The sequence below is a fragment of the Cupriavidus sp. UBA2010 genome, assembly GCF_002335265.1.
GTDB classification, from domain to species: domain Bacteria; phylum Pseudomonadota; class Gammaproteobacteria; order Burkholderiales; family Burkholderiaceae; genus Cupriavidus; species Cupriavidus metallidurans.
Genome location: NZ_DDCI01000005.1, coordinates 95,759 through 114,569 on the forward strand (window position 1 = coordinate 95,759; position 18,811 = coordinate 114,569).

The following is an 18,811-nucleotide window of genomic DNA, read 5'->3' on the forward strand; positions in this document are numbered from 1 at the left end:
GGCTGCCGGTCTTGCGGCTACCGTCGGGTCGGGCGCCATGCGAGACCAGCCAGCACCATCCCTATGAGCAACAGGACGGGCTGGTCGCCATGGCGAACGTACGGCGTCAGGCCGCTCATGCCTTGTACGGTCACGGACAACACGCCCGGCCTGTGTGGCGGCAGAGCGGCAGCGACCCGTCCTTTCGGATCGATCGAGGCTGTGATGCCTGTATTCGTGGAGGTCACCATAGGCCGTGCGGTCTCGATGCTGCGCATCCGCCCGATCTGCAGATGCTGGCGAAGCGCCCAGGTCTGGCCGAACCAGGCGAGGTTGCTCAAGTTCACAAGCACGCTCGCGCCGGGTCCTCCGCCGGGGTTCGGCAGGAGCGACGGGAGCAGCTCGGAACCGAAAACATCCTCGTAGCAAATGTTGAACGCCAAGTGCTGATCATTCACCGAGAACGGTAGCTGGACCGGGGCTCCGCGATCGAAATCGCCCAGCGGCATGTCCAGCATTCGCGTGAACCACTCGAACCCGGCCGGTACATACTCGCCCCACGGAACGAGGTGGTGCTTGTCGTAGCGTAGCGGCAGGGAGGCGTCGACAAGCTGCTGCAAAGGTGTGCCGGCGTCGAAGCCGATGGCGCTGTTGGTGTACCGCGAGCTGCCGTCGGCCGCCATGCTGTGCAAAGGAACGCCCATCGCAATCATGCTGCGCTGGTGCGCGGCGACGTCAAGCCAGGCTTTCCAGATCGTCGGGTTGAGCTGGTCTTGGAATATGGGCACGACCGTCTCTGGCAGGACGATCAGGTCCGGATGCGGCTCTCCGGGACCAGGTGGCTGCGCAGCCAGCCGCAAGTGCCTGACGATGCCGTCTTCGAGCCGCGTCGGATCGAACTTCTGCGATTGATCGATGTTTGCCTGTACCAGCCTCAGATTCAATGGCTCGCCTTCGGCCGTCGACCAATCGAGACGAGCAAGTATCCACCCCATGGCGATCAGGATCAGCACCGTCGCCAGCAAGGACACGTTCCAACGCATGGACGCCGCGGCCGGACGCGACAGGAACGCCACGGTCCCTGAGAGGTACGCCGCGAGCAGCGCGACACCATGCACGCCCAGCAACGGCGCCCAGCCGACCAATGGGCTGTCCACATGGGCGTAGCCAATGTTCAGCCACGGAAAGCCCGAGAACAGCACGCCGCGCAGCCATTCCGAGGCGGCCCAAGCAGCCGACCAGGCCAGCACGTGTGACAGTGCCGCTCGCCGCCGAATGCGGGACTGCAGCCACTTGCTGATCGCACAGGCAAGACCGGGAAACAGCGCGAGAAAGGCAGACAGCGCCACGACGCTGGCCCCGGCCAGTGGCGCGGACAAACCACCGTAGTCATGGATGCTGATGAACAGCCAGTACAAGCCGACCGCAAAATTGACGAAACCGAACCCCCATCCGCGAAGGAATGCCTGCCGGCCGCGCTCGGCGGCGAAGCTGGCGCGTGCCAGAACCGCCAGCGCGAGGATTTGCACGATGGGCAGCGACCACTGGGGCAGCGGATCCGGGGCGAACGTCAACGCATGTGCGCTGCCGGCAAGCGCCAAGGTCACGGCATTTCCCCACCGCACGACCTTGCTCACGGCCTGAGCATTCCAGTGCTCCTTTCAGGATGTAGCAGGGTCGGCCTGCATCGACCTGTCCAAGACAGGGCGGCCGTGCAGCAGCCTGCAGGTGTTCAGAAATACCGACGCACTGCTGGCAAGCATGGCGAGCGCGGCCGCAAAGGGCGTCACGCCTGCTTCGAACAGCACGACAATCACGGCGAGGTTGTACGCGACGGAAAACCCGAGGTTCTGCCGGACGATGCGATCGAACTTGCGAGCCAACTCACGGGTCTCGACGACAGCGCCCACGCTGCCGTGTGCGATCACCACCCCGGCTGCGGAAACAGCCACGGAACTCGATCCTGGAATGGCGATTCCGCAGGCTGCCTGGGCCAGGACCAAGCCATCGTTGGCGCCGTCTCCCACGAAGGCGACAGGCGCTGGGCTCTTTGCCACGATGTCGGCTTTCTCTTCTGGAGAGCAGTGGGTCTCGACCCGGTCGAAGTCTATGCCCAGGTCAGCCGTCAGGCGGTCGGACGCTGCGCTGGAATCCCCGGTCAGCAACCAGAGTTTCAATCCCTGCGCACGCAACTGCTGCAGTGACGAACGAGCATCGTCGCGAGGGGCATCCTGTAGTCGCAAGGAGCCGAGCCAATCCCTGCCTTTGGCAACGTGTACCAGCCCCGGCATGCCATCTTCCGGCGGCATGCCCTCGACACCCGCGGCAAGCAGCCAATTCCTTTCACCCACCCGCACGGCCTCGCCGCCGGGCACCTGCATCGTCACGCCTTTCGCGCATGCCGTCACCTGGCATCCGTCGGGCTCGCACGCGCTGCTCATTCCAGACTGCCGGGCCGCGAGGACCACCGCGTGTGCGATGGGGTGCACGACGCCGGCCTCAGCCCTTGCCGCAAGGTCGATGAGGTCCTGTTCAGACCATCCCTCCCGCGTCTGGATGCTGACGATACGCATCTGACCGCACGTCAACGTACCTGTCTTGTCGAACGCCATGATCCTCGTGCGGGCCAACGCTTCGACGCTCGCAGAGTCTCTTAAGAGGACGCCGCGCCGAGCGGCCTCGCGGCAGGTAAATGCGTAGGCCAGCGGCATTGCCAGACCGACCGCACAAGGGCAGGCTGCGACAAGGATGCTCAGCGCACCGAGCAACGCCCGATCTGCACTTGTGCCGCTCCACAGGTAATGGACGAAGGCGAGCAGAGATGCCGTCACCACGACCGGAAGCAGTATCCGGACGAAGCGCTCGGCCGTCTCGGACAACGACGACCGGGCGCCAAACAGCTCAAGCATGCGCAGGCCGAGGACATCCAATCTTCGCTCTCCCGCACCGGCGGTCACGTGGACCGTCAGAGGACCGCGCAGGTTCACGGACCCGGCGAAGACCCGCTCGCCAGGCTGAACGCTGCGAGGAACGGACTCGCCTTGCAGCAGCGAGAGATCGACGGCCGACTTTCCCGCCACGACGATGCCATCGACCGCGATGCGCTCGTTGGCGCGTATCAGAACGGTATCACCGGGCGCAAGCTCTGCCAGCAGGACGGTGCTCTCGGCCTTTGTGCCGCCGGACGAAGTCAGCTTGGTCACGGTTTCCGGCGCAAGGCTGCGCAATGCTTGCACGGCAAGTCCGCTCTCCTGCCGGGCATGGATTTCGATCAGTCGTCCGATCAGCAGAAAAGTGATCAACATGGTGGCAGCGTCGGTGTAAATCGCCACGGCCCCCATTGCCAGGGAGCCAACCGACACAAAGAGGGAACCCAGGACAGCAACAGAGGCAAAGACGTCCATCCCGGCGATCCCGGCACGCAGTGAACGGGCGGCGGCGCGGTAGAAGTCCAAAGCCGAATATCCGACGACGGGAAGGCTCGCTACGACGCTGGCCCAAGCAATGGCGAGCGCTGCCCCCTCGTCGGCATTGAGGTAAAGCACCCATGAGCCGAGCATGCTCCACATCCCGAAGACGACTGCAACGGTAAGCTGCAAGCGGATCTTCCCAGCCTGCCGCTGCAGGGCCGCTTCCAGCTCATCGGTGCCTTTCAACGGCGACAGTGCGTAGCCCAGGCCCTCGGCCTTTCGCAGCAGCAAGGGGAAGTCGATCGACTCCGGGGCCCAGGTCACAAGTGCCGAGCCCGAGGTGAAATTCACCGTCGCCGAGACCACGCCGGGAACACGCTGCAGGACGCGCTGCAAGGCCATCGCGCAGCTCACGCACCAAAGCCCGTCCACGGAAAACACCATCCGGCCCGCGACACGGGCCTGCTCATAGTCGAAATCCGCGCCGGGACTACGGTCCGCTCGTGGCATCCGTTCCAACCCCAAGCAGCTTCCCACCCAAGACCTTCCCGTAGTAGCTTTGCTCACCTTCGTGGTATTTCTCCAGCGCCTCAGCCACGGTTCCGGTCTGGCGTGTGTCCTTGGGGCGTTCGTGGCTGTTGATGAATGCCGCCACGTCCCAGGCCTCCTGTTCAGTCAGGCTGTACGGCTTTCCAAGGGGCATGTTCGCCCAGATGAAGCCCGCTGCGGTATCGATGCGGGCCATGCCGGCGCCCCAGTTATACGACTCTGCTCCCCAAAGCGGGGGGAATCGCATTTTTCCGTTCGCCTCCCGGGTCCCCTGTCCATTGGGACCATGGCACAGCGCGCAATTTTGTTGATAGACCGCCAGGCCTCGGCCCACGTCGTAGTCGTCCTTTGGCTTCGCCACCTTGGGATAGAGCGCTCCGCGCGGCTTGTTGCCAGCAGGCAACCCATCGGCCATCCAGGCCATGTAAGTCATGAGATCGCGGTACACGTCGCTGCCAGCAGGTGGCGGCTTTCCCGAGGACGACGCCTGGGCGTTCATCGAATAGGTGAAACATCCCATGATCCGGTCTTCGAGCGTGCTGATGGTCCCGGTCTTGCTGCGAAAAGCGGGATAGGACGCATAAGCCGCCCACATCGGTGCGGCATTCTCGCGGCGTCCCGAGTCGAGGTGGCAGTTCGCGCAGGCCAGCGAATTGCCCACGTGGTCCTTGACCATGGCGCCAGTGTCGGTGAAGATTTTCATTCCTCGCCGGATGGCATCGCCATAGGGTCCCTTCGGAATGTCATCCTCCGCAGGCGGGATGTAATAGCCGTCCGCACCGACAGGCATACCGGGCGCAGACGCCTTGGCGTCTTTTGCATAGGCCTTGCGAGCAGCTTCCATGTCTGCTCTCGAATAGGGCGCGGCCGAAGGAATCGTGACCGTTTTGCCGCTGATCGCGCTGTACAGACGCCCGATGACGCCGCTCTCGTAGATGCCGTAACCCGCCGAAAACAGCAGGATACCCAGCCCCGCGGCATAACCGGCACGCCTGAGTGTCCCCGTATGCGCAGAGCGGCGATCACCGTTGTTCATCATGATTGCCTCCTTTGCTGCCTGGACGCAAAGATCCGAAATACTGAGCCACATCGCGCATGTCTTGCTCCGACATGCGCGACGCGATGTCATCCATCAAGGATTGCGGCGAGTTGTGGCGATGGCCGCCTTTCCATGAGACCAACTGGTGGAAGATGTACTCGGGCTGCTGCCCCGCCAGCGCAGGGAAATGGCCACCGACGCCCTCGCCCTGCTGGCCATGACAGGTCACGCACGCCGGGATATCCTTTTTCCAGTCGCCGGTTCGGCTCAGTGCCTCTCCACGTGCCGCGTCTCCGCCCAGATCGACGGGCGGGCCGACAACGCGCGGCAACGCGGCGTAGTAGGCCGCGACTTGCCCGATTTCCTCGGCGCTCATTGCGCTGGCCACGTACTGCATGGACTCGTTGGGGCGGCTTCCGGTGGCGAAGTCGTGGAGTTGCTTCGCGATGTAGGCTTCGGACAAGCCAGCCAGCGCAGGCGTCAGCCCCGCGCCGGCACCATGGTCGCCGTGACATGACGCGCAGGCCCAGACGATGTCGTTCCCCTGAAAGACGAGCGCCGGCGCGTCAGCGGCAACTGCGGGGGCCTGCTGCTTCGGCGCAACGGCCCCGCCAATCGCCGCCCCGCGATTCGGCGCCAGGTCGGCGATGTAGCTCAAAGCGCCCCAGATCGCCAGCGCCAGGAAGATGGCCAGCACAAACAAGGGAATGGGACGCGATTGCTCCCAGGGGTCGAACGTCGGGTCCACGTCTTGAACACGACGCCCCTTGCCGCTCAGATCGGATTTCATCTGGCCCCTCATTGACGCGAGCCCTGCTGAGTTTTCGGATCGTAGCCACGATCACGCAACGTCGCCTCTTTGGCGCTGACGGGGTAGGAACGATCCAGGCTCAACAGGTACGCGACCAGGTCGAGCGCCTCCTGGCGGGCCACCACCACCTTCCCGTCCGCAGGGCGGTACTTCTGCGGCAGCTTGACCACGACCTCGCCGGGCGCGGCCTTCTCCTTGACCTCGAAGAGGAAGGGATACGAAGGCATGATGCTCCAGTCGAAAATGGCCCTGGGCTGGTACAGGTGGGTCAATTGCCAGTCCCGGCTTGGCAGACGCACCCCGACATTCAGCAAATCGGGGCCGGTGCGCATCGTCCCGAGCAGTTGGGGGGCGTCGTAGGCGTAATCACCCGGCGTGGACGGCCTTCCCCAGCCCCGGGCCTGGTCCGCCAGCGTCTGGCCGCTCGAACGGGGCTGCTGGCTGTGACAGTAGACACAGCCATTGGCCACGTACTGCGCACGGCCTCTCAACTGTTCGATTGTGTAGTTCTGCAACTGCGCAGGTGCCTGGACCGTACGGACCTGCAGGCCGGGGAGCACCACGAGCATGATGGTCGCGAACACCAGGATTCCGACAGCGCCGACGAACAATGGAATCAGCCGGTTCATGCGTCACCTCGCCGTTTCGACCAGAGCAGGGCCATCGCATGGAAGGCAAAGACGAAGTGTCCCAGCGTCATCATGCCGCCGCCCACCGATCGACCTTCGAGATACGGCACGATGTTGCGGGTGATGTCGGCGAAACTGGTCTGCGGATCGAGCAGCGACATGCCTTGCAGAAAACCGCCGATGGTCAATGATAGGAAATAGATCAGAAAACCCAAGACCGTCAGCCAATAGTGGAGGGCGATGAGCCGCGGACAGGGCCAGTTCTTGCCTGTCAGGTAGGGCAAGAGATAGTAAAAGGCGCCGAACAGCACGATGGAGACGAATGCGTAAGCCCCCAGGTGCGCATGCCCTACCGTGTAATGCGTGAAGTGGGTGATCGAGTTGATGGCCCGTACGGCCTCCAGCGATCCCTGGAAGGATGCGGCCGTGTACATCAATGCGCCCGTGGACACGAAGCGTAGCGCCATGGACTCCTTGAACGCCCAGAAATTCTGTGCGACCGTCACGTGCTGATTGATCGCCACCGCGATGACAGGAATGAACATCATGACGCTGTGCACGATCGACAGCGTGACCACCCACGTCGGCACTGGCCCACCGATCAGGTGATGAATCCCCACCTGGCTATAGAACAAGGCGAGGCCCCAGAAGCCCAGCAGCGACACACTGTAGGAATAGATCGGCTTGCCGATGATCTTGGGAATCAGGTAGTAGGCCGCGCCCAGGCCCAGCGGTGTCAGCCAGAGGCCGAGCACGTTGTGCGCGAACCACCAGTTGGTGGTCGCTTGCTGCACGCCCGAATGCAGGCCCGGGATATTCGCGATGAAGAACAGGATGGGGAACCAAGCCAGTCCCGCGAGGTAGTACCAGCCGCTGACGTAGATGTGGTGAACGTTGCGTTTTCGGGTCGTCGCGATGGCGGACCATGCGATGAAGAAGCCGCCGAGGGCCAGGACAATGTCGATCTGCCATGGGATTTCGAGCCATTCCAGTCCGTCGCTCCATCCATTGGCAATGGCGATGGCGCCGGCCGCCACGCCGAGGGCCCACAGCACCGCGCCCACCATCGCCATGGCGGGCCTCCGCAGGGGCGTATGAAACATGCGAGGGATGATCCAGAGCGCGACCGCAATACCTCCTGTGGACAGCCAGCCGTACGCGACCAGGTTCAGATGGACGGTGCGCGCGCGCCCGAAGGTGGTGAACGCCTCATTCGCCAGCCAGTCGGGCCAGTGCAACTTCAGTGAGGCAATCATCCCGAACAGCGAGCCAACGATCAGGAACACGAAGGAAACGATGGACAGGACCAGTACGACGTTCCTACCCGGGGCGTCGACGCCGGCACGCAAGGCGTCGAATCGATGCTCGGCCGCCCCTTCATCAAATGAAGATGGGTCATCCGGGGTGCCGGCCTCACCCTCCAGGAATATGGTCGAAGCCTCTTTCTTTCCCGCACGAATCTGGCGCGTCACGATGGACCAGATCAATGCGCCCAGAGCCGCCAGCGAGACGATGAAGCTCAGAGCAAGGAGTAACCCAAGGCTCTCATTCATGGGCGCTCCAGAAATGGCGCGCAACCGTTCGAATTGGTTCCGATGCCAACCACTGGCGTTGGCGATAGTGTTCCATCAGGGCTTGCCTCGGCATTTTTTTTATGAATGTCACAGGTGAATCGCGAGAATGATGGTCAGCCTCGATTAAGCGAAAGTTAAGAACGTTCTTCGAGGCGCCCCGCGTTCTTTGACAGTGGGCAGCCTGGATGGCGAGAGCCAAATACAGTCGGCCGGGGTATTCGAATCGTCGTGATGCGAAGGTCTCGTTCGCCTCGCGGCAGACGCCGACGCTGCGCCGGGGTCTGCCCTGGCACGGGTCGGGACGAACGCTCGTTCGCCTTGCGCAGGAAATCACAACGGAGCACGTATCCGTTGTACCCACCCGCATCCCGAAGGACCGTCAGCCCTGGAAGGGGTAGCCGGCGTTGAGGGTCGAAGGGCCGAATGCCGCCCTCCTTTCGCCCGCTGTTCGCCCCCACTAAAGGCGTCGGCTTCCCATGTCCCGGCGACGACGCACGCCGCTGCTCATCCGTCCGAGAGGACAGGATGCGCGAGCCATTCGCGGCCCTTGAGCATGCCGTCCCAATAGACCGGCGGCAGGATGCGTTCCTTCAGCAGCCACGCCAGCGATGACGGCCGTTTGCCGTCGATGAACCATTTCGGAAACGAAGGTGCCAGCTTGCCGCCGTAGGCAAATTCCGCCAGCACGATCTTGCCGCGCTCGACGGTGAGCGGGCAGGAGCCATAGCCGTCATAGCTGGCTAGGCGCGTGGACCCGCTCCGGGCGGCGAGCAGGTTGTGCGCGACCACCGGCGCTTGCTTGCGCGCGGCCGCGGCAGTCTTGGCATTGGTGGTGTTGGTGCAGTCGCCCAGTGCGAAAACGTTGGCGTACTTCTTGTGGCGCAGGCTCGATGGGTCCACGTCCACCCAGCCCGCACCGTCCGCCAGTGGGCTCACTCGGATGAAGTCCGGCGCCTTCTGAGGTGGCACGGCGTGCAGCAGGTCAAATGGACGGGTGATGCGCTCTTTGGTGCCGTCGGCGTTCGTGCGGACAAAGGTGGCTTCATGCGCTGCGCCATCGACGGCCACGAGCTGGTGGTTGAACTGCAGATCGATGCCGTAAGCCTTCACGTACTCCATGAGCGCAGGCACGTAGTCCGGCACGCCGAAGAGCACGCCTCCCGCGTTGCAGAACTCGATGTGGATGTTCTTGAGCACACCGTGCCGCTTCCAGCGATCGGCCGAGAGGTACATCGCCTTTTGCGGTGCACCCGCGCATTTGATGGGCATGGGCGGCTGCGTGAACAGGGCCTGGCCGCTCTTGAGGTTCTGTACCAGTTCCCAGGTGTAGGGCGCGAGGTCGTAGCGGTAGTTGGAGGTGACGCCGTTGCGGCCCAGTGTCTCCGGCAGGCCCTCGATGCCGTTCCAGTCGAGTTTCAGGCCCGGGCAGACCACGAGCTGCTGGTATTTGACGACGCGGCAGCCGTCGAGCACCACGGCGTTGCGCTCGGGCTCGAACGCGGCGACGGCCATCTTGATCCACTTGACGCCGCGCGGCAGCACGCTCGCCATCGTGCGCGCCGTGTGCGCAGGTGGAAAGATGCCCGCGCCCACCATCGTCCACCCCGGCTGGTAGTAGTGCACGTCCGCCGGGTCGATGATGGCGATGTCCGCGTCCGGCTTGCGCGCGAGCAGACTGGACGCCACCGCGATGCCCGCCGCGCCCGCGCCGACGATCACGATGTCATGCGTGGCGTCCACGACCTCGGTGGGTGTGCGACCGCCGTTGGCGATGCGCCGGGCCACGCCGGAAAGCTCGTAGCCGGCACCGCGTGCGGCTTCGAGGATGGAGGCCAGCGGCTGGCGCTGTGCTTGGCTCAGCGCCCACAGCGTGGCCGAGCGCGTGCCGGTGCGGCAGTAGGCGAACACCGGGCCAGGCAGTTGCGTCATCAGCGTCCCGAAGGCCTGGGCCTGCTGGTCGGTCACTTTGCCGGACTCGACCGGCAGGTAGGTCGTCGCCATACCCAGTGCCTGCGCGGCTTGCTCGATTTCGCTGAAGCCGGGTTGGTCGCCCGCTTCTCCATCGGGCCGGTTGCAAACCACCGCGCGGTAGCCGGCTTCGGCGATGGCCTTCAGGTCAGTAGCAGCGATCTGGCCGCTGACGGCCAGTCCCTGATCCAAGGCTTTGATGTCCATGAGGTCTCCTGCCCGAAAATTGTCCTTTCAGCCGGTCGGTGCCGCTCTCAGAGGGCATCGATGGGAATCTTGAGGTAGTGGACGCCGTTGGATTCGGCGGGCGGCAACTCGCCGGCCCGCATGTTCACCTGTACGGAGGGCAGCAGCAGCACGGGCATCGCCAGCGTGGCGTCGCGCTGCTCGCGCGTGGCCGCGAAGTCATCCTCGCTGATGCCGTCGCGCACATGGATGTTGTGCGCCCGCTCCTCGGCCACGGTGGTTTTCCATTGAAGCTCGCGTCCCCCGGGGCGGTAGTCGTGGCACATGTAGAGCACGGTCTCAGGCGGCAGCGAGAGCACGCGGCCGATCGAGCGAAACAGCGTGCGTGCGTCGCCACCCGGAAAGTCGCAGCGCGCCGTGCCATAGTCGGGCATGAACAGCGTGTCTCCCACGAAGGCCGCGGCAGGCGCGTCAGATGTGGTGTTGTCCTCGACCACATAGGTCATGCACGCAGGCGTATGACCGGGGGTGTGCATGGCCCGCACCTGCAGCGTTCCGAGCATGAAGGTCTCGCCGTCGTCGAACAGACGGTCGAACTGCCGGCCGTCACGCGCGAACGCCGGCTCCGCGTTGAAGAGCTGGCCGAACACCTGCTGTACGGTACGGATGTTCGCCCCGATGCCGGTGTGGCCGCCCACGAGCGACTGGAGATACGGCGCGGCACTCAGGTGATCGGCGTGCACATGCGTCTCCAGAATCCACTGGACGCGCGCGCCCAGTTCCCGCACGCGCTCGGCCATGCGGTCCGCACCGGCGCGCGAGGTGCGGCCGGATTTGGGATCGTAGCCGAGCACACTGTCGATGATGGCGCACTGACCGCTGTTCGTGTCGAGCACGATGTAGCTGAAGGTGCTGCTGTCCTCGTCAAAGAAGGGTTCGATTTTCACGGTGCCTTTGCCTCGCTGACGTATGACCCGTCTGTTGTCGCCCATGCTCCTTTGATCGGATGTTTTCTGGGGCGTTCTCAAATGTCAGATGGTGTCCGGGCCGAATTAACTCAAAATTAAAAATCTGTCGTCGCATGTTCCTGCCGGCCGGCTGCCGGGTGAAGGAATCGCTTCCCCGCCCGTTGACTCAGCCGGGCAGCGCGCGGCGGTTCCAGGGCATGCGCATCAGCACGCGCGCGAGCCCACAGAACCCCGAGACACCGGCGAAGACCAGCCCCGCGCCCACGAAGCCCGAAAGCACATGGAACCATGGCGAGACCGTGGCACCCAGCACTGCACCGAGCACGATCAAGGACCCCGCAACAATCTGCACCTGCCGTTGCAGTTCCAGGGGTTGAGAGGCATCGGCCACGACGGGCAGGCCGGCTTTCTTCCATGCGTCCAGGCCGCCTTCGAGCACGTAGGCGTCACAGGCCGTGCACGCACCCAGCGTCGGGGCGTTCACCCGCGTCCGGTTGCCCGAGCGGCAGTGGAAGATGATTGCCGAAGCGCCGTCGAGCGGCAGGCCGCCACTTCGCAGGCGGTCCATCGGCACATGGCGTGCCTGTGCGATGCGCTCACGGGCATGTTCGTCCGCCGCACGGATGTCCACCAGGACGGCACCCTGGTTCACGAGTTCGCTGGCGGCTTGGGGCGAGATGGATTTCAGGGACATGGCAAGGGCCTCCTAGGGCGGATCATGGACAAAAGATGGCCTTGAGCGTGGCGATGAGCTTGGCCACGTCCGGATTGTCGATACGGTAGTGCAGGGTCTGCGACTCGCGCCGGTAGGTCACCAGGCCTTCCTCGCGCATCTTGGCCAGATGCTGGGACAAGGCGGACTGGCTCAGCGCCACGTTTTCGTGCAGGGCGCCGACGGTCATCTCGCCATGCTCGATCAGCAGGCACAGAACGAGCAGGCGATGCTCATTGCCGACTGCCCGCAGCATGGCCGCAGCCTTGGCCGCGCCGTCCTGTAGAAACGACTGGTCTTTCTTGTCAACCATCATGGCAGCTTGTATTTCATGTTTATCTAATTTAGCATAAACTAATAAAAGATCAAGGAAATTCCTCCAAGGCAGGGAGTGCTGCAGGTCTTCCGGCCGGTGTTCCCATGCTGCGGTATGGGTTCACCTGACACCTCATTCCTGATTTCTTCATGACGCCACCTGCTTCGCTGCCACCGCCAATTGCGACAGACGCTCGACGCAATGTAGGACTGCTGATGGCCGCCCAATCACTGGGCGGCGCCGCGCCACCCATCATCATTTCGCTGGGCGGCATCGTGGGCCAGATGCTGGCCAGCAACCCTTCGCTGGCCACACTGCCGGTCAGCCTCTACAACCTGGGGCTGGCGCTGTCGACCATCCCCGCGGCCCTGCTGATGCGTCGTCTCGGCCGGCGCGCGGCTTATGCGTTGGGGGCGCTGCTGGGTTCGGTGTCCGGACTCATCGCCGCATTGGGCGTCCTGTGGGGCAGCTTCGAGACCTTCTGCATGGGCACGGCGATGGCCGGCTTCTACGGCGCGTGCGTGCAGAGCTACCGCTTCGCGGCCAGCGATGCGGTGCCGCCGCCGCAGCGCGCCACCGTCATCTCGCGCATCATGATCGGCGGCCTGATCGCCGCGGTCATCGGCCCGCAGGTCGTCATCTGGACGCGCGACGCCTGGCCCATGGCGCCGTTTGCTGGCAGCTTCCTCGGGCAGGCAGGCTTGGCGCTGTTGGCCTTGCCGCTGCTGCTGATGCTGCGCATGCCGCCGCCCCAGGCAGCGGCCGTCGTGGGCGCGGCGCGCCCGCTGGCGGTGATCGCGCGCAGCCCAGGCTTCGTCGTGGCCGTCACGGCGGGCATCGTGTCCTACGGTTTGATGGCTTTCATCATGACCGCCGCGCCGATGGCCATGGTGGGTTGCGGCCACACCGTGGGCGAGGCCGCGCTGGGCATCCAGTGGCACGTGCTGGCCATGTTCGCGCCGAGTTTCGTCACCGGCCACCTGATCGCGCGTTTCGGCAAGATCGCGATCACGGCGTGCGGACTGGTGTTGATCGGGACCTCCGGCCTGCTGGCCCTGGCCGGGCTCGAACTTCTGCACTTCTGGGGCTCGCTGATCCTGCTGGGCGTGGGCTGGAATTTCGGCTTCATCGGTGCCACGGCGCTGGTGACCGACTGCTACGCCGCGCCCGAGCGCGCCAAGGTGCAGGCACTCAACGACTTCCTGGTGTTCGGCACCGTGGCCGCCGCCTCTTTCGGGTCGGGCCGGCTGCTGAACAGCTCGGGCTGGGAAACCATCAACGGACTGATGCTGCCGCTCATCGCGCTCGTGCTGGCCCTGCTGGGTTGGCTGGCTTGGCGCAACCGCCAGCAGTCGGCGGCAGCCGCCGCGCCATGAAGCCGTCTGGGTCCGGTCGAGCGTGCGGGTCAACCCCGTTTCATATTCGATGTTCCAAAACCATGAGGAGTTCGCGATGACGACAAGTTACCGGCAACTGACGCAGGACGTGGTGGCCAATCTGGCGCCTCTGCACAAGGGAGTGCCGCAGGTCATGAAGAGTTTTGGTGAGATGGGCAAGGCAGCCATCGCCGACGGCGCACTCGACGCCAAGACGAAAGAGCTGATCGCGTTGGCGATCGGCGTGGCCGCACGGTGCGATGGCTGCATCGGCTTTCATGTCAAGGCATTGGTCAGGCTCGGCGCGACGGCTGCGGAGGTCCATGAGGCCCTGGGCGTGGCCATCTATATGGGAGGGGGCCCGTCGGCGATGTACGCATCGAACGCGGTGGCCGCCTTCAACGAGTTCGCGGCGCTGTCCAGCAACCCGGGCGCGCCGGCCAGCGCCCCGTAGCCTGGGCCCGGACCGTCGTGCGGCGCCGCGGACCGCCTGCATCCGGTGCCAGAGCTTCGCTCCCTCCAACTTGCATCCCCGCAACCACTGTTTACCACAAAGGCCTAACCATGCAGACCACCGACTTCGTTGCGACAGTTTTTGATGGGAGAAGCAATCCCAACAAGGTGACCGTGACCTTTACCATGGCACTCAACGCGCTGCTCAAGGGACATACGGCGACCATCGTCCTGATGGTGGAAGCCGTGGAGCTGGGAAAACCCGGCGCGGCCATTGGGTTGGACATCGGCAAGCCTTTCGAACCCGTTGCCGATCTGCTGGAGAAGTTCTTGGAGAAGGGAGGTCGCATTGCCATTTGCGGCTCTTGCATGATCCACAACGGCATGACCGCCGCGCAGATGGACCCGCGCTTTAGCGTCATCAATGCAGCCGATGTGGTGGAGTTGCTGATGGGCGCCAGGGGGTCCTTGCAAGTCACCTGAGCCCAACCATGACACGATCAAGCGTCGCTGGCTGAGGCCTGTGGCGCGCGTCTTGGAGATCAAGCATTCAGTTGTACCTTGTGCGCCTTCTTGTTCACGAACTCGCCCAGGCGCTCCTGCACATCGTCACCTTGCTGGATCATGGCCATCACCAGCCCCTCGGTGAAGAGCCCGTCCGTGGCCGACATGTCGGCGATGCGGCTGATGGCGCTGACGATGGCGTAGTTGGAAAGCGGCGCATTGCCCGCGATCTTCTTTGCCAGAGTCAGGGCCAACTCCGGTGCGGGCGTGTCGCCTTTCGCGGTGTCGCAAACGTAGTGGGCCAACCCCAGTTCGCGGCCTTCCTGCGCATCGAGGACCCGTCCGGTGAGCATCATCTCCACCATGCGCGGCGCGGAAATGATCCGCGCAGTGCGCACCGTCGCGCCGCCGCCCGTAAAGATGCCCCGCGTGCCCTCGGGCAGCGCAAAGAAGGTGCGGCTGTCGGCAACGCGCACGTGCGCTGCGCTGGCCAGTTCCAGACCGCCGCCCACGACCGCGCCCTGCAGGCAGGCGATCACGGGAATGCCGCCATGCTGGATCTTGTCGAACGCGCGGTGCCAGCCCTGGCAGACGCGCATGAACTCGACGCCGCTGCGCGCCTTGTCGTGGTGCTCCTTGAGGTCCAGGCCGGCACAGAAGTGATCGCCCTTGGCCGTTAAGAGGATGGTCCGGATGTGGCTGGGCACCGCCGAGAAATAGGCGTCGATAGCGGCGATGGCATCCTCGTTGAGCGCGTTGCGCTTGTGCGCCATGTTGAGCGTGACGATGCCGATGTTGCCTTGTTCGGAGGTCAGCAGAATGGGGTCGGACATGAAGTTTTCCTGGCACTGGGTCATGAACATGGTGGGCTGTGGCGGGCAGGTCGACGTGCTCGGTCCGGCGGGCATCGGCCGCCGCTGTGACGGCATGGCCCGCGCCGAAGCGGGCCATGCCGTTCAAGGCCGAGGCTCCATGCCAATGTCGCCATTCATGGGCATTGAGCTTGGCCTGGGCGCGAAATGGCGGATAGACCCCTGGAGTCGCGGTCAAGCCTCACAGTCGATACTATTAAGGGGCGTTTATCTTTTCCATGCCCGTAGATTACCCACCAGGGATGCTGGGCTCAATTGCCAATAGCGTCGTGAAGTTTGCAAAAACTGACAATCTCGTCCGGCCGCCAAGAGGGCTTCCTGCGAGCCCAAAGGCTGTCGCGGCGGCCACGGTCTCATGCGACCTGGTGGAGGATCTGCTGCGCAGCCTGCGCTCGCTGTGCTCGGACCAGGCCCTGGATCGCTGCCTGCAGCAGGCCGGCATCGTGAAGGCATTTATCAACCACCCCGGCTCGCGTCTCACGCACGATCAACTGGTCGGGCTGTACCGGCGAAGCGCCGCCGCCACCGGCGATGAAATGATGGGGCTGTGGAGCCGGCCCATACGGACCGGCGCTTTGAAGTACATCGTCCGAGCGGTCATGGACGCGCCAAGCATCGAGGTAGCGCTGTATCGCTTCACGCAGGTCTGGAACCTGCTGCTGGACGACTACAGGCTGAGTCTCACGAAGGCAGACGCCTCCTTGCGCTTGGACCTTGTCCCGCGGTCTTCCAACACGGGGGTGAACCGATTCGGGCACGCACTGATGCTGAAGCTGACGCACGGCATCGTGTCATGGCTCGCCGGCCGAGAGGTCTCGGTGCGCACTGTGGGCTTCGCTTTTCCACGCCCGTCCTTTGCTGCCGACTACTCGATCCTGTTCCCGGCCCCGATCGATTTCTGCGAACCTTACTCTCAGGTCACCTTTCACGCCGAACTCGGAAAGGTCCAGCCGGAACGCAGCGCGTCCGACGCGCGCAGCTTCCTGGAGCAGGCGCCGCGCGACTGGATTTTCACCTCCTACCACGAGCACGCCCTGCGGCTGAAGGTGCGCGAGTTGCTGCATATGGATCTCGGACGGACGCTGGATGATGTTTCCAGCCGGCTGCACATGTCCTCGCGGACACTGATACGCAAGCTGCAGCAGGAAGGGCTGTCGTTCCAGGGCATCAAGGATGAGTTGCGCAGGGATCTGGCCATTCTCCACCTTGTGCGCAACGACGGCTCACTGGAGGAGATATCCGATGCTTTGGGCTTCAGTGCCCCCGCCGTCTTCCATCGCGCGTTCCGCCACTGGACAGGTATGACCCCCGGACGATACCGAGCGGCGCAGCAAGGCATTTCCCAAGTGGTTACGCTCTGACCTGTGCACCGAAAAGCGGGCATCCGGACCTCGCCACTGGATATCCTCATTTCGCAGCCAGCGAGGCCTCACGCCCGGCCTCCTCGTTGGCGAGGCACAAGTAGGGGTTGTTGGGCGGCACTCGCTCGAACAACGCACCGGGCTGCGTTAGCAGGTAGCCGTGCAACTGCCGCGATTTGCGCGGCCCTGTGACGTGGCAAGTCCAGATGTTCAGGCCGCTGGCCTGCTTACGGTGCACGGCCAGCTTCTCGAAGCGTTTTTGTACCCACTGCCACGGCTCCAGTTTTTCCTGGCGAGCAATGGCTGCCAACTGCGGATGCTCTTGAGCGTAACGCTGGAACACGCCGGGACTGACCAGGTACGCGGTGTCGTCCACGGAGTGCACCAGCGCCTTTGCGTCGTTGATGATGAGCCGGCGGGAAGCGATGCCCTGTTTCAGCCACGCCATGAAGTGCTCGCCTGATGGCGGCGCTGCCGAGGATGTTGGCACTGGCACTGGCACTGGCACTGGCGCCGGTGACGAAGGCGAAGGCGAAGGCGAAGGCGAAGGCGAAGGCGCGGCCAAGCTTGGTGCTTCGGGGCGCACGGTAGACGTCTCTTTGGGGAGCGCTTCCGCATCCTGCCGGGTCTCGGGCGAGCCTCCCATACCCACCATCGACAGCATGTCCTCCATGACGTCGGGCACGACCTGGGCCTTCAATGGAGGCGCCGAGAGGGGGCCACCGCTTTCCCATGGCGGAACCGACGGGCCGTCCGAGTTGGACTGCGGCCCCTCCGTCGTGCGGGTGGCGGAAACATCGGCCTCCTTACCCGTGGACGCTGCGTCGATCGCCACTGTGCCGGTAAATGGTACCGGCCGCTGCCCCGGCTCCCAGATCAGCGCGGGTGCGAGGCGCAACAGGGTGAACGAGTGGGACCAGCCGGTGGCGCTGGTCACGGTTGCGCGCCAGACTGCCTTGCCGTCGTATGACGGCTGCAATATGCCGTGGTCCTGCAGCACATTGAAGACGGCGGTGTTGTTGGCCGGGATGCCGTCGATGCCCTGGGACAGCAGGTGCGCACGCAGCTTGTCCGAGACCGTCTTGCTCACCAGCCACAAGGCATCCTCGGTGAGCCAGCCGTCTGAGGCCTCGGGCTGGTTCAGCTTCAACTCTTCCTTGAGCAGGTAACGCAATCCGTCGAGCAGTTTGCGTTGCAGCGCGTGCTTCGGTGCGGCCATGGCGCGCGCCGGGTCACCGCCCAGTTCCTGGGCCACCGAGGCGCGGTCGGCCTGCACGACAAGTTCGCCCAGCACACCCGCGTGCTCGTACTGGCCGGCCAGGACATAGAGTAGCGGTGCCCACAGGTCGGGATAGCCACTGAGCCAGTCCAGGGCATCACGGTCGAGCAGTTGGCGGTAGAGCAAACTTGTCGCGGCACTGTGCAGGCGGTATTCGCGGTCGTCGCGGTAGCGGAAGCGGTACGGCTGGTGCAACGGGCCATGCCACGGGTGCCAAGTGCTGCCGTCGGCAAGCTCGACGTGCAGATCGACGGCGATCTTGCCGATGTCATGGAGCAGCGCGGCATAGGCAACGGCGGCGGTCCAGGCCTCGGACTGTGCGGCCTGGTCCTCGGGACTGGCGCCGATGGGCAGCAGATGGGACTGGCGCAGCTTGAGCGCATAAGCAACGATTTCGAGGCCGTGGTCCAGCATGCCGCCCGGATAGGCATGGTGATGCGCCTCGGAGGCCGGGAAGGCCTGGACCAACTCGGCGTAGCGTTCCAGGGGCGCGCGGTACAGGGTGGCGAATTGCCTGCGTGAGAGCGAGGTGCGCTGCCAGATGTGCTCCAGCAGTTTCTGCCGGCGCGGGGTGGCCAGCATCGATGCGGCAGACTCGGGCCGCAGCAGCCCTTTCGGGAGGACGGTGGCGGGTGGTGGCGTGGGCGCGGCAGCGACCGGGGGCCGTTTTCGCTGGAACAGGGAGAGCATGTCGATGTCCTGATGACGGGCCGACCGGGAGGCCTTTTCGCCTTTTCGAGGTAGGGCCTTTCCCCTTGCACCCCATTCCCTTGCCGTTTCGGCCCTTTGGCCTTTAACCGTTTCGGTATAGCGGGGCCTGGGTTG

At 64.3% G+C, this 18,811-nt stretch carries 16 protein-coding genes; 4 read left to right on the forward strand and 12 right to left on the reverse strand.

Annotation, left to right across the window (positions count from 1 at the left end):
- Positions 1–17: 17 nt before the first annotated feature.
- From lnt to B2246_RS01980, 10 genes are all read right to left on the reverse strand, one after another.
- The gene (gene lnt / locus B2246_RS01935) at positions 18–1,616 is read right to left on the reverse strand and encodes an apolipoprotein N-acyltransferase (RefSeq protein ID WP_020204489.1); all 1,599 of its coding nucleotides are present in this window, start codon (positions 1,614–1,616) and stop codon (positions 18–20) included.
- A gap of 24 nt (positions 1,617–1,640) precedes the next feature.
- Complete coding sequence (locus B2246_RS01940; protein WP_020204490.1) at positions 1,641–3,899, reverse strand: heavy metal translocating P-type ATPase; 2,259 nt, start codon at positions 3,897–3,899, stop codon at positions 1,641–1,643.
- Positions 3,880–4,977 carry a c-type cytochrome gene (locus tag B2246_RS01945; RefSeq protein ID WP_020204491.1) on the reverse strand — a complete coding sequence of 366 codons (1,098 nt, stop codon included), beginning with the start codon at positions 4,975–4,977 and terminating at the stop codon, positions 3,880–3,882. Before B2246_RS01945 ends, B2246_RS01940 begins: the two co-directional genes overlap by 20 nt.
- A complete protein-coding gene (locus B2246_RS01950; protein WP_020204492.1) occupies positions 4,961–5,767 on the reverse strand; it encodes a c-type cytochrome in 807 nt (268 codons plus the stop codon). The genes B2246_RS01945 and B2246_RS01950 overlap by 17 nt, the downstream gene beginning before the upstream one ends.
- Before the next feature lie 8 nt (positions 5,768–5,775).
- Positions 5,776–6,417 (reverse strand): cbb3-type cytochrome c oxidase subunit II, encoded by a 642-nt coding sequence (locus B2246_RS01955; RefSeq protein WP_020423863.1) that lies wholly within the window; start codon positions 6,415–6,417, stop codon positions 5,776–5,778.
- Positions 6,414–7,970, reverse strand: coding sequence for a cbb3-type cytochrome c oxidase subunit I (locus B2246_RS01960; protein ID WP_020204494.1), 1,557 nt, complete (start codon positions 7,968–7,970; stop codon positions 6,414–6,416). The genes B2246_RS01955 and B2246_RS01960 overlap by 4 nt, the downstream gene beginning before the upstream one ends.
- Before the next feature lie 525 nt (positions 7,971–8,495).
- Positions 8,496–10,166: a bifunctional protein tyrosine phosphatase family protein/NAD(P)/FAD-dependent oxidoreductase gene (locus tag B2246_RS01965; protein WP_020204495.1), complete on the reverse strand. Its 1,671-nt coding sequence runs from the start codon at positions 10,164–10,166 to the stop codon at positions 8,496–8,498.
- Between the two features lie 47 nt (positions 10,167–10,213).
- Positions 10,214–11,137, reverse strand: a complete 924-nt coding sequence (locus B2246_RS01970; RefSeq protein ID WP_052165952.1) for an MBL fold metallo-hydrolase — start codon at positions 11,135–11,137, stop codon at positions 10,214–10,216.
- A 142-nt stretch (positions 11,138–11,279) separates the two neighbouring features.
- Complete coding sequence (locus B2246_RS01975; protein WP_020204497.1) at positions 11,280–11,807, reverse strand: rhodanese family protein; 528 nt, start codon at positions 11,805–11,807, stop codon at positions 11,280–11,282.
- Positions 11,808–11,829: 22 nt separating this feature from the next.
- Entirely contained in the window at positions 11,830–12,141 is a 312-nt protein-coding gene (locus B2246_RS01980) for an ArsR/SmtB family transcription factor (RefSeq protein WP_020204498.1), read from the reverse strand.
- A gap of 149 nt (positions 12,142–12,290) precedes the next feature.
- On the opposite strand from B2246_RS01980, the gene B2246_RS01985 reads away from it, so the two are divergent.
- From B2246_RS01985 to B2246_RS01995, 3 genes are all read left to right on the forward strand, one after another.
- Positions 12,291–13,517, forward strand: coding sequence for an MFS transporter (locus B2246_RS01985; RefSeq protein ID WP_052165953.1), 1,227 nt, complete (start codon positions 12,291–12,293; stop codon positions 13,515–13,517).
- A gap of 76 nt (positions 13,518–13,593) precedes the next feature.
- Positions 13,594–13,971: a carboxymuconolactone decarboxylase family protein gene (locus B2246_RS01990; protein ID WP_020204500.1), complete on the forward strand. Its 378-nt coding sequence runs from the start codon at positions 13,594–13,596 to the stop codon at positions 13,969–13,971.
- A gap of 110 nt (positions 13,972–14,081) precedes the next feature.
- Positions 14,082–14,453 carry a DsrE family protein gene (locus B2246_RS01995; protein WP_020204501.1) on the forward strand — a complete coding sequence of 124 codons (372 nt, stop codon included), beginning with the start codon at positions 14,082–14,084 and terminating at the stop codon, positions 14,451–14,453.
- A gap of 59 nt (positions 14,454–14,512) precedes the next feature.
- Here B2246_RS01995 and B2246_RS02000 read toward each other — a convergent pair whose 3' ends face one another.
- A complete protein-coding gene (locus B2246_RS02000) occupies positions 14,513–15,307 on the reverse strand; it encodes a crotonase/enoyl-CoA hydratase family protein (RefSeq protein WP_029043919.1) in 795 nt (264 codons plus the stop codon).
- Positions 15,308–15,564: 257 nt separating this feature from the next.
- Between B2246_RS02000 and B2246_RS02005 the strand changes: the two genes are divergently transcribed.
- Positions 15,565–16,707 (forward strand): AraC family transcriptional regulator, encoded by a 1,143-nt coding sequence (locus B2246_RS02005; protein ID WP_254604651.1) that lies wholly within the window; start codon positions 15,565–15,567, stop codon positions 16,705–16,707.
- Between the two features lie 46 nt (positions 16,708–16,753).
- On the opposite strand, the gene mobH is transcribed toward B2246_RS02005, so the two are convergent.
- Complete coding sequence (gene mobH / locus B2246_RS02010) at positions 16,754–18,676, reverse strand: MobH family relaxase (protein WP_043366971.1); 1,923 nt, start codon at positions 18,674–18,676, stop codon at positions 16,754–16,756.
- Between the last annotated feature and the right edge of the window lie 135 nt (positions 18,677–18,811).